Origin of the sequence: Luteimicrobium xylanilyticum, from assembly GCF_009429125.1 — a bacterium.
GTDB lineage: Bacteria > Actinomycetota > Actinomycetes > Actinomycetales > Cellulomonadaceae > Luteimicrobium > Luteimicrobium xylanilyticum.
In genome coordinates this window covers 3,648,817-3,662,345 of the sequence record NZ_CP045529.1, presented here as the reverse complement: position 1 = coordinate 3,662,345, position 13,529 = coordinate 3,648,817, and the positions used below count along the sequence as shown (strand labels likewise).

The following is a 13,529-nucleotide window of genomic DNA, read 5'->3' as shown; positions in this document are numbered from 1 at the left end:
TCCGCTGAACATTCGGTGTGTGTCAGGTGAGCAGTACCTGGAGGGGGTCTCAGGCACCCGCCGGGCTGCGGCGGCGGCGTCGAGCCCGGACCGCGAGGGCCCCCGCGCCTGCAGCCGCGAGGGCCCCACCGCTGAGCGCGAGCGGCACCCACGCGCGGGCGGACGGGGCTGCGCCCTCGTCCGTGAACGTCCACTCGTGCGACGTGTCACCCTCCGCGTAGGCGGCCTTCTGGCCGCGCGGACCCGTGGCCAGCGTTGAGTAGAGAGGGCTCATGTCGGTGAGTAGGGTCAGCCTCACCGTGGCCCGTGCGACCGTGCGGGCGCACCGGAAGTCGACGTCGACACCCGACCCCAGCAGGTCGACCTTCTTCGTCACGGCTCCCGTGCACCTGTCGCCGCCCGCGGTCACGGTCACGTGCTCCAAGACGTAGGAGTCGAACCGCGACGACCGCTCGAGGATCGAGGCGTCGCCCTCGCGGGGCGTCACGGCGCCGTCGAGCAGGACGCGGTCGTGAGGCAGGAGGCCGAGGTCGGCGGCGAGGTAGCTGAGGTCGTCGACGGCGCCCACCTGCCAGTGCACGCGCACCGTGGTGGGCTGGGTGCGACTGACGGTCGCCGTCGGAGGAGCGCCGAACGGGTGCGCGGACGCAGCCGGTGCGAGGAGGCCGACGACGCCCGACGTCGCGAGCGCAGCGCCCGCGCCCAGGACGAGCGCCCGGCGCGTCATGACGCCGCGCCCCGCGTCCAGCGGTCCTCCACCCGGCCCCAGCGCCACACGGCCAGGGCGACGAGCCAGCACACGACGAACAGCCCCACGATGACGAAGCCGGCGTGGTCGAGGTCGATCCCCGCGACCCACGCGAGCGGACCGGTCTCGATGGAGAACCGGTCCGAGAGGACGCCGACGAGCTCGATCGTCCCGACCACGAGCGCCACGAGCACGGAGATCGTCGTGACCATGAGGTTGTAGAAGACCTTCCGCGCGGGCCGGGCGAACGCCCAGCCGTAGGCCGCGTTCATGAGGACGCCGTCGACGGTGTCCATCAGGCACATCCCTGCGGCGAACAGCACGGGCAGGACGAGGACCGCGTAGGACGGCAGGGCGAACGCGGCGGCGCCGCCGGCGAGGACGAGCAGGCCGACCTCCGTCGCCGTGTCGAAGCCCAACCCGAACAGGACCCCGACCGGGTAGATCCCGGCGGGCGTGCGGACCGTGCGGGTCAGGCCGCCGAGGACCCGGTTGAGCAGCCCGCGGCGCGCGAGCTGCTGCTCGAGCGCGGCCTCGTCGTGGTCGCCGCGCCGCATCGCGCGCGCCACCCGGACGATCCCGACGAGCGCGGCCAGGTTGAGAAGCCCGAGGACCCACAGGAAGACGCCGGAGACCGTCGGGCCCACGACGCCGGTCACGGTGTGGAGAGCCGACGCGTCGTCCTGGATCGGGCCGACGAGCGCCCGCACCCCGACCGCGAGGAGGAATGCCAGCACGAACACGATCGTCGAGTGCCCGAGCGAGAACCAGAACCCTACCGACAGCGGTCGTCGGCCTGGGGCGAGCCCGGATGCCTGGCGGTCCGCGGCGTCGCTCACGAGCTTGCGCGTCGTGTTGTCGATCGCCGCGATGTGGTCGGCGTCGAACGCGTGTCGCATCCCGAACGAGTAGGCCAGGATCCCGACCCCGACCGTGAACACCTGGTGGTCGCCGCCGAGCGCGAAGTGGCGGGGCGACACGAGTGCGAGCAGGACACCGAACCCGACGACGTGCAGGAGCACCACCACGGTCGCCATGCCGGCGAGCGAGCGGGCCTCGCCCGGCCCGAGGCGCCGGGCTCCTCCGGGGCGTGCGGTGGTCGGCGTGGTCCCGGTCGTGGTCACGGGGCTCCGTTCGGGCTGGGTGCGGATGCGGACACTGCTGCTGCGCTCCTTCGTCAGGATGCGCCGGGCGTGAGGATGCCGCCGAGCGCGAGCACGCTGATCGCTCCGCCGGCCAGCGCGATCACGGCGCCCGTGACGAACGGGACGGCGCGTGCGACGGTCTGGAGCGCCGCCGTCGGGCGGGCGTGCGCGACGACGAACGACCGGCCCCACAGTGCCGCCATCCCGACTCCGAACAGCACCGACGCGAGCCCCACGCCGAACGCGAGGACGAGGCCGATCGCCAGCCCCGAGCGTCCCGCGAAGATGCCCGTGACGAGCACGAGGAACGCGGACGGTGACGGCGTGAGCGCGCCGGCCGCTCCGAGCGTGACGAGGGTGGGGCGGCTGACGGGCCGGGTGGCGGTCGCCGGGTGGTCGTGCGTGCGGGGGTGCTCGTGCTGGTGGTCGCCGTGCTCGTGGGTGTGGTCGTGGCCGTCGTGGTGGGACTCGTGGCCCGACGCCGGGTGGACGTGCGTGTGCGCACGGCCGAACGGGCCGTGGCGGTGGGTGAGCGACCCTTCGGAGGTGGCCGTTCCCGCGCTCCGGGCACGGACCACGAGGAGCACACCGACCACGACGACCGTCAGTCCGGCCACGAGCTCGAGCGCGCCGGTGAGGTCCTCGAGGTCGACGAGCCCGGACAGGTCGAAGAAGGTCCACAGCACGGCGAGCACGAGCACGGAGACCGTGTGCATGACGGCGACCGAGCCGCCCAGCCACGCGGCATCGCGGACGGTGCCGCGCGACCCGACGAGGTAGGCGGCCGCGAGGCTCTTGCCGTGGCCCGGCCCGACGGCGTGCGCGGCGCCGGCGAGGAACGCGAAGGCGAGGGCGGCGGGGGCGAAGTGCGGCGAGGTGACGAAGCCGAGCATCGTGTTCCCGAGCTCGCCGAAGGGCGTCCAGCCGAGCAACGAAGAGGTCACGGCAGGGATTCGACCGGGTGAGGCCGAACGCGAGCGTGCCGGGAGGTGGCTGTCGCCGGTCGGTCGGGTGAACGCTCCGGGCAGGAGGCGTCGAGGTTCGTCGCGTGATAGACCGAACCGCATGGCCGACACCCCGCCCGCGTCCGACGCCCGCGCGGCGGTCCCCGGCACTCCTCGTGTCGCGGCCCCGCCCGAGGAGCGGGGCGACTCGACGCTCACCGTGATCATCGCGTTCGCGGCGAACCTCGTGATCGCGGTCGCGAAGTCCGTGGCGGCGGTGCTCACGGGTTCGGCGTCGATGGTCGCGGAGGCCGTGCACTCGTGGGCCGACACCGGCAACGAGATCTTCCTGCTCGCCGCGGACCGGTCGGCGCGCCGCAAGGCCGACGCCATGCACCCGCTCGGCTACGGGCGTGAGGCGTACGTGTGGTCGATGTTCGCGGCGATCGGGCTGTTCGCCGTCGGCGCGGGGGTGTCCGTGACGCACGGCATCCAAGAGCTCTTCCACGCCGAGCCCGCGACGGACTTCGGGATCGCGTACGCGGTGCTCGCGCTGTCGTTCGTCCTCGAGGGGACGTCGTTCCTGCGGTCGGTGCGGCAGGCGCGGGGGGAGGCGCAGGAGGCCCAGCGTGACGTCGTCGAGCACGTCATCGCGACGTCGGACCCGACGCTGCGGGCCGTGTTCGCCGAGGACGCTGCCGCCCTCGTCGGCCTCCTCGTCGCGTTCGTGGGTGTTCTCGCCCACCAGCTCACCGGGTCCCCGGTCCCGGACGCGATCGGGTCGATCGTCGTCGGGCTCGTGCTGGGCGTGGTCGCGATCGTCCTCATCCGGCGCAACCGGGACTTCCTCGTCGGCGCGGGGGTCGACGAGCGCACGCGCCGCGTCGTCCTCGCGGGGCTGCTCGCCCTGCCCGACGTCGTCCGCGTGACCTACCTGCGGCTCGAGTACGTGGGGCCGCGGTCGTTGTACCTGGTGGCGAGCGTCGACCTCGTCGGCGACGACGCCGAGCACGTCGTCGCGCGCCGGCTCGACGCGCTCGAGCGCAAGGTCGCGGAGACCCCGCAACTGGCGGGCGTCGTGCTCACGCTGTCGACTTCCGAGGAGCCGTCGCTGACGGTGTGAGCCGCACTCTCACGACGGCGGCGGCGGGGGAGGTGGCGGTTCGCCCTCGGCGGGGCGTGCGGCCGGCGGCAGCGGCTGCGTCGGCGGCGTGGGCTCGACCCGCGGCGCCGCGCCCGACGGCGCAGCCTCGCCGTCGGTGGGTGCGTCGCCCGGCCGGCCACGCCGGGTGAGCGCGAAGACGACGGCTGCGGCGACGGCCAGCACGACGACGCCGATCAGGATCCACACCCACACGGGCACGCCGCCGCCCCCGTCGCCGGTCGCCTTGCCGCGCGCGTCGAGGTTGAGGACGGTGCCGTCGTCGGAGGTCCAGGTCACCGTGTTCCCGTCGATCTTCGCGCTCTTGTCGGCCGAGACGACCTCGCCCGGGAACGTGACGGAGATCTTCACGTCGAAGAGCGAGGCGATCTGGTCCGGGGACACGAGCGAGCCGGTGTCGCCGGTGTCGCCCGAGTCGTCGGCGAGCTCGGTCAGGTCGAGCTTGCCCGACACCACGAACTCGTCGCCGTCCCGCTTGATCGTGAGCGCGTCCGCGTCGCTGCCCTCGCCGAGCTTGTCGATGCTCGTGCCCTTGAACGTGATCTTCGTGCCGGTGTACCCGTCGGCCTGGTAGGGCGCGCTCGTCGCGCTCTCGCCGAAGTCGGTGGCCGGGTCCTCGCCCTCGGCGCCCTGGGTGAGGAGATCCTCGGGGTCTTGGCCGAGGGCCTTCGCGGCCGAGTCCTGGATCGCGTAGACCACGGTTCCGGACGCCGTGTCGTCGCTGTGCAGCGTGATCGCCATGTCCAGCTTCACGCAGCCGCTCAGGACGACGGCGCACACCGCCCCGAGCGCGGCGAGCGCGGCGGGGCGCCGGCTCCCTCCGCGGGTCGCGCGGCGATCCCTGGGCGTGCTCGTCGTCATCGTCGTCCCCCTGCCCGCACCTCTCGCTGTGAGCGGCCTGTGGCTGCTGTCCTCAGCGTAGAGCGGGTGCTCGCGAGCTGCCCCCGCGGGGGTTCAGCCGTCGAGCAGGTGCCGGAGGTAGCGCGCCGGGTCGGCCAGGTAGGAGCGCCAGTGACCGACGAGCTCGAGGTCCTCCCAGCGTGCGGGACGCAGCCCCCAAGGCCCCACCTCGAGGATCGTCGCCCCGGGCAGCGCGGCGAGCACCGGGGAGTGCGTCGCGCAGAGGATCTGGCCGCCCGACCGGGCGAGGTCGTCGAGCGTCCGCATCAGCGAGAGCGTCGACGAGAACGAGAGCGCCGCCTCGGGCTCGTCCAGGCAGTAGAACCCGGGCGAGTCGAACCGGCTCGCCAGCACCGCGAGGAACGACTCGCCGTGGCTCATCTCGTGGAACCGAGGGTCGGGGTACCGCGGGTTGCCGCCCGTCTGCTCGACGTACGTGTACCAGCCGTGCATGGTCTCGGCCCGCAGGAAGAAGCCCCAGCGGCCCGCGCCGACCCCGCGCTGGAGGGCGACGGCTTCCGCGAGGGGAGACTCGCTCGCGCGGGTGGAGTGCTGCCCGTGCGCCGTGCCGCCCTCGGGGGACAGGCCGTAGGCGACGGCGAGCGCCTCGACGATCGTCGACTTGCCTGACCCGTTCTCGCCGACCAGGAACGTCACACCGGGCGCGAGCGTCAACCCCTCCCGCAGCAGCTGGTCGACGGCGGGGACTGTCCTCGGCCAGGTCCCGGCGCCGAGCGTGTGGTCGTCCCTCGCGCCGACGCGCACGACCGGCGGCTGGCGCAAGCGGTCGGGGCTCATCGGTCGGCAGGTGGCCGCCGGTCGCCGTCGGGCCGGTTCATCGCCCGTCGTGTGCGGGCGCCGATCACGGCCACCGTCACGAGCCCTGCGGCGGCCACGATGATGACGAGCCGCACCCACGGGAAGCTCGACCCCTCCTGGCTGTCCGGCCGGTCGCCGGGCTGGACGGTGGACGTCGCGGTGGGCGCCGTACCGGTGGGGTCGGCCTGCGCCGCTGTGGCGCCGAGCCCTCCCAGGGTGAGCACGAGCAAGGTGCCGAGTGCCGCGAGGGCGAGGAGCGGTCGGCGGGCGGAACGCGTCCGGAGCATGCTTGGGAGGGTAGCCCCGTGTGCTGACAACAAGACTTGAGCGGAATAGGCTCAACTCTACAGAGGTTGCTCTGAGCAGAAGCATCCCCGATGACCGGAGGACCCCGGAGACCTTATGGACACCCAGTTCACGACCATGTCGCAGCAGGCGATCGGCGAGGCGATTCAGAGCGCGTCGGCCGCCGGCAACCCCCAGCTCGAGCCCGTCCACCTGCTCTACGCGCTGCTCCAGCAGCAGGGCGGTGTCGCGGGCGGGCTGCTCGACGCCGTCGGCGCCGACACCCAGGCCGTCGGCCAGAAGGTGCGTGGCGCGCTCGTCGCGCTCCCCACGGCGAGCGGCTCCGCCGTCGCCCAGCCGACCGCGAGCCGGGCCATGAGCGCCGTGCTCGACCTCGCCGGCAAGGAGGCGCAGTCGCTCGGCGACCAGTACGTCTCCACCGAGCACCTGCTGATCGGGCTCGCGGGCGCCTCGTCGCCCGCCGCTGACATCCTGCGCGCCGCCGGCGCGACCGTCGAGGCGCTGCGCGCCGCCCTGCCGTCCGTGCGCGGCAACGCGAAGGTCACCAGCCCCAACCCCGAGGGCACCTACAAGGCCCTCGAGCAGTACGGCAACGACCTCACCGCCGCGGCCGCCGACGGCAAGCTCGACCCCGTGATCGGCCGCGACTCCGAGATCCGGCGCGTCATCCAGGTGCTCTCGCGCCGCACCAAGAACAACCCCGTCCTCATCGGCGAGCCCGGCGTCGGGAAGACGGCCGTCGTCGAGGGCCTCGCGCAGCGCATCGTCGCCGGCGACGTCCCCGAGTCCCTCAAGGGCAAGAAGCTCGTCGCGCTCGACCTCGCGTCCATGGTCGCGGGCGCCAAGTACCGCGGCGAGTTCGAGGAGCGGCTCAAGGCCGTGCTCGAGGAGATCCAGCAGTCCGACGGGCAGGTCGTCACGTTCATCGACGAGCTGCACACGGTGGTGGGCGCCGGGGCCTCGGGCGCTGAGTCCTCGATGGATGCGGGCAACATGCTCAAGCCCATGCTGGCGCGCGGCGAGCTCCGCATGGTCGGCGCCACGACGCTCGACGAGTACCGCGAGCACATCGAGAAGGACCCCGCGCTCGAGCGCCGGTTCCAGCAGGTGTTCGTCGGCGAGCCGTCCGTCGAGGACACCGTCGCCATCCTCCGCGGGCTCAAGGAGCGGTACGAGGCGCACCACAAGGTGACCATCGCCGACGACGCTCTCGTCGCCGCCGCCGCGCTGTCCGACCGGTACATCACCGGCCGCCAGCTCCCCGACAAGGCCATCGACCTCGTCGACGAGGCCGCGTCCCGCCTCCGCATGGAGCTCGACTCGTCCCCGACCGAGATCGACGAGCTGCAGCGCGCCGTCACGCGCCTCGAGATGGAGGAGGTCGTGCTGTCCGAGGCCGACGACGCCGCCTCGCGCGAGCGCCTCGAGCGCCTGCGCAAGGACCTCGCCGACCGGCGCGAGCAGCTCTCCGCGCTCACGACCCGCTGGGAGGCCGAGAAGGCCGGGCACAACCGCGTCGGTGACCTCAAGGTCAAGCTCGACCAGCTCCGCTCCGACGCCGAGCGGCTCCAGCGCGAGGGCGACCTCGAGAAGGCCGCGCGCATCCTCTACGGCGAGATCCCCGCCGTCGAGCAGGAGCTCGCCGCCGCCGAGGCCGCGGAGGACGCCGAGGTCGGCGCCGAAGAGCGGGCCCAGGAGGCGCCGCTCGTCCCCGAGAAGGTCTCCGCCGACGAGATCGCCGAGGTCGTGTCCGCGTGGACAGGCATCCCCGCCGGGCGCCTGCTCCAGGGCGAGTCCGAGAAGCTCCTCCACATGGAGGACGTCATCGGCGAGCGCCTGATCGGGCAGCAGGCCGCCGTCGCCGCCGTGTCCGACGCCGTCCGGCGCGCCCGCGCCGGCGTCGCCGACCCCGACCGCCCCACGGGGTCGTTCCTGTTCCTCGGCCCCACCGGCGTCGGCAAGACCGAGCTCGCCAAGGCGCTCGCGGACTTCCTGTTCGACGACGAGCGAGCCATGGTGCGCATCGACATGTCCGAGTACGCCGAGAAGCACTCGGTGGCCCGGCTCGTCGGCGCGCCCCCGGGCTACGTCGGCTACGAGGAAGGCGGCCAGCTCACCGAGGCCGTGCGCCGTCGGCCCTACTCCGTCGTGCTGCTCGACGAGGTCGAGAAGGCCCACCCCGAGGTCTTCGACATCCTGCTCCAGGTGCTCGACGACGGCCGCCTCACCGACGGCCAGGGCCGCACCGTCGACTTCCGGAACGTCATCCTCGTGCTCACCTCGAACCTGGGATCCCAGTTCCTCGTCGACCCGCTCCTGACCGACGAGCAGAAGCACGAGGCCGTCATGGGTGCCGTGCGCGCGTCGTTCAAGCCCGAGTTCCTCAACCGGCTCGACGACGTCGTCATGTTCGACCCGCTGAACCTCGACCAGCTCGGCCGGATCGTCGACCTCCAGGTCGACGCCCTCGCCGCGCGGCTCGCCGACCGGCGGCTCACGCTCGACGTCACGGACGCCGCGCGCGAGTGGCTCGCGCTCGAAGGGTTCGACCCCGCCTACGGGGCGCGGCCGCTGCGCCGGCTCGTGCAGCGGGAGATCGGCGACCGGCTGGCCCGGAAGCTGCTCTCGGGCGAGGTGTCCGACGGCGACCGGGTCGTCGTCGACCGGCCCGAGGGTGCGGAGGGGCTCGAGCTCACCGTGGGCTGACCGCCGAGTGCGACGCTCTGACCGCCGAGTGCGACGCTCTGCTCGCCGAGTGTGACGGCGTCACACTCGGCGATCAGAGCGTCGTTCGCGGTGGGCTCGCGGGGACCCGTCGGGGGACTTGGGGCTACGGTGACGTCCGATGACCACGGTGAGCACGCGAGGGACCAACCTGCCGCGCATGGGCGGGTTCAACCAGGCTGCCCTGCTGGAGGCGATCCGGCTGGGTGCGGGCACCTGCACGCGCGCCGACCTGGCCCGGAAGACGGGCCTGTCCGCCCAGACGGTCACCAACGCGGTGCGCCGACTCCTCGAGGCCGGGCTGGTCACGGAGGAGGACGTCAAGCGGCAGCCCGGTGCGGGTCGCCCCGGCACGACCCTCGACATCGTCCCCGACAGCCGGTTCGCGGTCGGGGTGCACCTCGACCCGGCCGCTGTCGTCGTGGTGCTGCTGGACCTCGCGGGGCAGGTCGTCGCGACCCGTACCGCTCCCACGCCGGAGTCCGAGGAGCCGGGCGCGGCGCTCGAGGTGGTCGTCCGGGAGATCGACGCGGTGCTCGACGGCGCGGCCGTCGAGCGTGACCGGGTGCTCGGCGTCGGGCTCGCGACGCCGGGCCCGATCGACAGGGCGCGCGGCCTCGTCCTCGACCCGCCGCACCTGACGACGTGGCACGACGTCCCGTTGCGGGACGAGGTCGCGCGTCGCACCGGCCTCCCGACGCTCCTCGACAAGGACGTCCTCGCGGTCGCTGCGGCGATCCTGTGGTTCCCCGCGTCGGGGCGCCCCACGGACGCCGCCGTCGTCTACGCGGGCACGGGTGTCGCGATCGGGATCGTCAGCGGCGGCGACATCGTCCGCGGGGTGTCGGGCAACGCGGGGGAGGCGGGCCACGTGAGCGTCGGCCGGGCGTTCGGCCGGTGCGCGTGCGGCCGCGAGGGCTGTCTCGGCGGGGTCCTCAGCGCGAACGCGATCCTGGCGAACGCCGTCGAGCGGGGGATCGACCTCGGTGCGGGCGCGACGGACGCGGGCGCGTCGGAGACGGTCCGCGCCGACCGCGCGGTCGACGGGCTCCGTGCGCTGGCCGAGGCCGGCGACCCGGCGGTCGCGCCGTTCCTCCACGAGACGGGGGCCGCCCTCGGGTCCGCGCTGACGACGGTGTGCGAGCTGCTCGACCTCGACACGGTCGTGCCGTCGGGACCGGTCTGGGACCGGCTCGGGCCGTGGCTCGAGCCGGGGCTGCGGTCGGTGCTCGACGCCTATCCGATGCCGGGTCACCACCCGCTCCGGGTCCTCGGGACGGCCGGCGACGGGCCGGTGGCTGCCGTCGGCGCGGCGTGCCTCATGCTCGACGACGCGCTCACCCCCCGGCCGACCGGCCTCCTGCTGCGCGTCTGACCTGAGCCTTCGCGTTTCCGCGGTGGTCCGTGCGACGCTGCGACAGCGTTGTCTTGCTATTACTAACGCGAAGTGATGAAATATTCGCGGCCGGGGCAGAGCAGCCCCGCGACAGCAAAGGAGCTTCGGATGCGCGTACGGACAGGACTGGCCCTCGGCACGGTCGGGGCCCTCGTCGTGACGCTGGCGGCGTGCTCGTCGGGCGACGGCGGCAGCAAGGCGGAGGACACCGGCCCCCGCACCATCACGGTCGCCTACCAGAAGACCGCGGCCTTCCACCAGCTCGACGACCTCCTGCAGAAGGTCAAGCCCGAGTTCGAGAAGGCGAACCCCGGCGTGACCGTCAAGCTCGAGCCCATCGAGGCCGAGGAGGACCAGTACTACACCAAGCTGGCCCTGATGAACGGCTCGAAGTCGACGGCCCCCGACGTCATCTACGAGGACACCTTCCAGGTCATGTCCGACGCCGCGGCCGGCTACCTGCTGCCGATCGACGACTACGTGAAGAAGTGGGCGGACTGGGACCAGTTCCAGGACGCGGCCAAGGAGGCGGGACTCGGCGTCGACGGCAAGACGTACGGCGTCTCGATGGGCACGGACACGCGCGGCATCTACTTCAACAAGAAGATCTTCGCGAAGGCCGGGCTGCCCACGGACTGGCAGCCGAAGAGCTGGGACGACATCCTCGCGGCGGCCCGCACGGTCAAGCAGAAGGTCCCGGGCGTCATCCCGCTCAACATCTACGCGGGCAAGGCCGGCGGTGAGCAGACCACCATGCAGGGCTTCGAGATGCTCGACTACGGCACCGGCGACGGCAAGGGTCTGCACGACGGCGACAAGTGGCTCACCGGCTCGAAGGGATTCACCGACTCCCTGAACTTCTACAAGACGGTCTACAGCGAGAAGCTCGGCCCCTCGCTCGACGTCGCGCTCGACGCGAGCGTGGGCTCGAAGGTCTCCACCGAGCTCTTCCCGAAGGGCAAGCTCGCGATGGGCATCGACGGCTCGTGGCAGCCGGGCGGCTGGATCTCCGGCGACAACAAGTGGCCGGACTGGGAGAAGACCATGGGCTACGCGGCCATGCCGACGCAGGACGGCGGCGGCGCCGGCACGACGTCGATGTCGGGCGGCTGGCTCCTGTCCGTCGGGGCGCACACCAAGCACCCGCAGACGGCGTTCGACTTCGTCGCCGACGCGCTGAACAAGGACAACTCGCTCACCTACGACACGACGAACAGCCAGATCGCGGTGCGCAAGGACGTGGCCGCCGACCCCGAGTACCTGAGCTACAACCCGTCGTTCAAGTTCTTCTCCGGCCTCGTCGCGACGACCCACTTCCGCCCTGCGACGCCGGACTACTCGCAGATCTCGTCGAACATCCAGGTCGCCGTCGAGTCGGTCGTCACCGGTCAGGCGTCGCCCGAGGACGCGGCCAAGAAGTACGACGACGAGCTCACGAAGATCGTCGGCAAGAACGCCGTGGAGTCTGCGGGCTGACATGGCGACCGAGACCCTCGTCGCGCCGACGGGCCGGGGGCGCGAGCAGCGTCCCCGGCCCGGGTCCCGGCGCCTGCGCGCGCTCACCCGCTCCACGCCGCTCCTCCCCGCGGTCGTCCTCCTCGCGGTCTTCCTGCTCGGGCCGATCCTGTGGGCGCTCTACGGCTCGATGACGAACACCGGCCTCACCGGCTACCGGGCCGCGAAGCCCGAGTTCGTCGGGCTCGACAACTACACGACCCTCCTGTCCGACGGCGACTTCTGGAAGTCCGCCTGGCTCACCGTGGTCTTCGTGCTCGCGTCCGCGGTGGTGGGGCAGAACGTCCTCGGGATGGCGCTCGCCGTCCTCCTGCGGATCGCCCCGAAGAAGCTCGCCTCGGTGGTGAGCACGCTCGTCGTCGTCGCCTGGGTGATGCCGGAGATCGTGGCGGCCTTCGCGCTCTACGCGTTCTTCTCCACGGACGGGACGCTCAACGCGTTCCTCGGCTGGTTCGGCCTCGGCAAGACGACGTGGCTCATCACGTTCCCGCTGCTCGCGGTGATCCTCGCGAACATCTGGCGGGGGACCGCGTTCTCGATGATGGTCTACCGCGCCGCCCTGTCCGAGGTGCCGGCCGAGGTCGACGAGGCCGCCCAGATCGACGGCGCGAGCGGCTGGCAGCGGTTCGCGAGGATCACGCTGCCGATGATCCGCCGGTCGATCTCGACCAACCTCATGCTCACGACCCTGCAGACCCTCGCCGTCTTCACGCTGATCTGGGTCATGACCGGCGGCGGCCCGGGCACCAAGAGCTCGACGCTCCCGGTGCTGGCCTACCAGGAGGCGTTCAAGTTCTCCCAGGTCGGCTACGGCACGGCGATCGCGACCGTGACGATCCTCGTGGGCGCCGTCTTCTCGGTGATCTACATCAAGGTGCTCAAGCCGGAGGTGGACTGATGACGACGCTCGACACGACCTCCGTCACCCCTGCCTCGCCTGCGTCGTCGGGCGCGGGCACCCGGGCGCGGCACCGCGGTGCCGGGATGCCGACCGTCGCGAGCCCGCGCCGCTCGACGGGCCGGCTGCTCGCCTCGCTCGCCCTCGTGCTCGTCGGCCTGAGCTTCCTCGTCCCGCTCGCCTGGATCGTGCTGTCGTCGGTCGACCCGGCCGCGACGGTCTCCGTCGGGGTCCCGTCCAGCGTCACGGCGGGCAACTTCAAGGCGGTCTTCACCAAGGACCAGACGTTCCTCCCGCTCTGGAACTCGCTGGTCATCTCGCTCGGCACGGCCCTCATCACGGTCGTCGTCGGGGTGCTCGCGGCGTACCCGCTGTCCCGCTACCGGATGCGGTTCCAGCGCGGGTTCCTCTACACGATCCTGTTCGCGACCTGCCTGCCGATCACCGCGATCATGGTGCCGGTCTACAGCCTGTTCGTGAAGCTCAGCCTGCTCGACTCGACGCCCGGCGTGATCCTGTTCCTCGCCGCGTCGTCGCTGCCCATGGCGATCTGGATGCTGAAGAACTTCATGGACTCGGTGCCGGTCTCCCTCGAGGAAGCCGCCTGGGTCGACGGTGCGAGCTCCATGCGCGCGCTCGGGCGCATCGTCCTGCCGCTCATGCGCCCCGGCCTCGCTGTCGTGCTCATGCTCGTGTTCACCCAGGCCTGGGGGAACTTCTTCGTCCCGTTCATCCTCACGACGTCGGCCGAGAAGCAGCCCGCGGCCGTCGCCATCTACCAGTTCTTCGGCACCTACGGGTCGATCGCGTACGGCAAGCTCGCGGCGTTCTCGATCCTCTACTCGGTGCCCGTCCTGGTCCTGTACCTCCTCACGCAGCGGCTGTCCGGGGGCGCGAACGCGCTCGCCGGCGGCATGAAGGGCTGAGAGGGGCGCTCCGCCCTCCGTCGCCCTGCTTCAGACGTCCCACCTC

12 protein-coding genes are annotated in these 13,529 nt (G+C 72.3%); 6 read left to right on the top strand and 6 right to left on the bottom strand.

Features of this window, described 5'->3' with window-relative positions:
- Positions 1-49: 49 nt before the first annotated feature.
- The 3 genes from KDY119_RS16255 to KDY119_RS16245 are packed head-to-tail and all read right to left on the bottom strand — an operon-like array spanning position 50 to position 2,837.
- Positions 50-727 carry a hypothetical protein gene (locus tag KDY119_RS16255; protein WP_153022544.1) on the bottom strand — a complete coding sequence of 226 codons (678 nt, stop codon included), beginning with the start codon at positions 725-727 and terminating at the stop codon, positions 50-52.
- Complete coding sequence (gene nicT, locus KDY119_RS16250; protein WP_227994398.1) at positions 724-1,872, bottom strand: Nickel transporter NicT; 1,149 nt, start codon at positions 1,870-1,872, stop codon at positions 724-726. Before nicT ends, KDY119_RS16255 begins: the two co-directional genes overlap by 4 nt.
- Positions 1,873-1,925: 53 nt before the next feature.
- Positions 1,926-2,837, bottom strand: a complete 912-nt coding sequence (locus KDY119_RS16245) for a HoxN/HupN/NixA family nickel/cobalt transporter (protein WP_227994397.1) — start codon at positions 2,835-2,837, stop codon at positions 1,926-1,928.
- 121 nt (positions 2,838-2,958) lie between these two features.
- Between KDY119_RS16245 and KDY119_RS16240 the strand changes: the two genes are divergently transcribed.
- The gene (locus tag KDY119_RS16240) at positions 2,959-3,960 is read left to right on the top strand and encodes a cation diffusion facilitator family transporter (RefSeq protein ID WP_153022543.1); all 1,002 of its coding nucleotides are present in this window, start codon (positions 2,959-2,961) and stop codon (positions 3,958-3,960) included.
- Between the two features lie 9 nt (positions 3,961-3,969).
- Here the strand turns inward: KDY119_RS16240 and KDY119_RS16235 are convergent, their stop codons facing one another.
- The 3 genes from KDY119_RS16235 to KDY119_RS18940 all read right to left on the bottom strand — a co-directional run bounded on the left by KDY119_RS16235 (position 3,970) and on the right by KDY119_RS18940 (position 6,005).
- A complete protein-coding gene (locus tag KDY119_RS16235; protein ID WP_153022542.1) occupies positions 3,970-4,860 on the bottom strand; it encodes an LppM family (lipo)protein in 891 nt (296 codons plus the stop codon).
- Positions 4,861-4,953: 93 nt separating this feature from the next.
- Complete coding sequence (locus tag KDY119_RS16230; RefSeq protein ID WP_036947541.1) at positions 4,954-5,697, bottom strand: AAA family ATPase; 744 nt, start codon at positions 5,695-5,697, stop codon at positions 4,954-4,956.
- Entirely contained in the window at positions 5,694-6,005 is a 312-nt protein-coding gene (locus KDY119_RS18940; RefSeq protein ID WP_036947540.1) for a hypothetical protein, read from the bottom strand. The genes KDY119_RS16230 and KDY119_RS18940 overlap by 4 nt, the downstream gene beginning before the upstream one ends.
- Positions 6,006-6,120: 115 nt before the next feature.
- Between KDY119_RS18940 and clpB the strand changes: the two genes are divergently transcribed.
- The 5 genes from clpB (at position 6,121) to KDY119_RS16205 (ending at position 13,483) form a co-directional block, all read left to right on the top strand.
- Positions 6,121-8,730: an ATP-dependent chaperone ClpB gene (gene clpB, locus KDY119_RS16225; protein ID WP_036947539.1), complete on the top strand. Its 2,610-nt coding sequence runs from the start codon at positions 6,121-6,123 to the stop codon at positions 8,728-8,730.
- 139 nt (positions 8,731-8,869) lie between these two features.
- On the top strand, positions 8,870-10,123 hold the full coding sequence (locus tag KDY119_RS16220; protein ID WP_051136327.1) for an ROK family transcriptional regulator: 1,254 nt from the start codon (positions 8,870-8,872) through the stop codon (positions 10,121-10,123).
- A 129-nt stretch (positions 10,124-10,252) separates the two neighbouring features.
- The gene (locus KDY119_RS16215; RefSeq protein WP_036947538.1) at positions 10,253-11,620 is read left to right on the top strand and encodes an extracellular solute-binding protein; all 1,368 of its coding nucleotides are present in this window, start codon (positions 10,253-10,255) and stop codon (positions 11,618-11,620) included.
- Position 11,621: 1 nt separating this feature from the next.
- On the top strand, positions 11,622-12,557 hold the full coding sequence (locus tag KDY119_RS16210; RefSeq protein WP_083890675.1) for a carbohydrate ABC transporter permease: 936 nt from the start codon (positions 11,622-11,624) through the stop codon (positions 12,555-12,557).
- Entirely contained in the window at positions 12,557-13,483 is a 927-nt protein-coding gene (locus KDY119_RS16205; protein WP_407657410.1) for a carbohydrate ABC transporter permease, read from the top strand. Before KDY119_RS16210 ends, KDY119_RS16205 begins: the two co-directional genes overlap by 1 nt.
- Positions 13,484-13,529 lie beyond the last annotated feature (46 nt).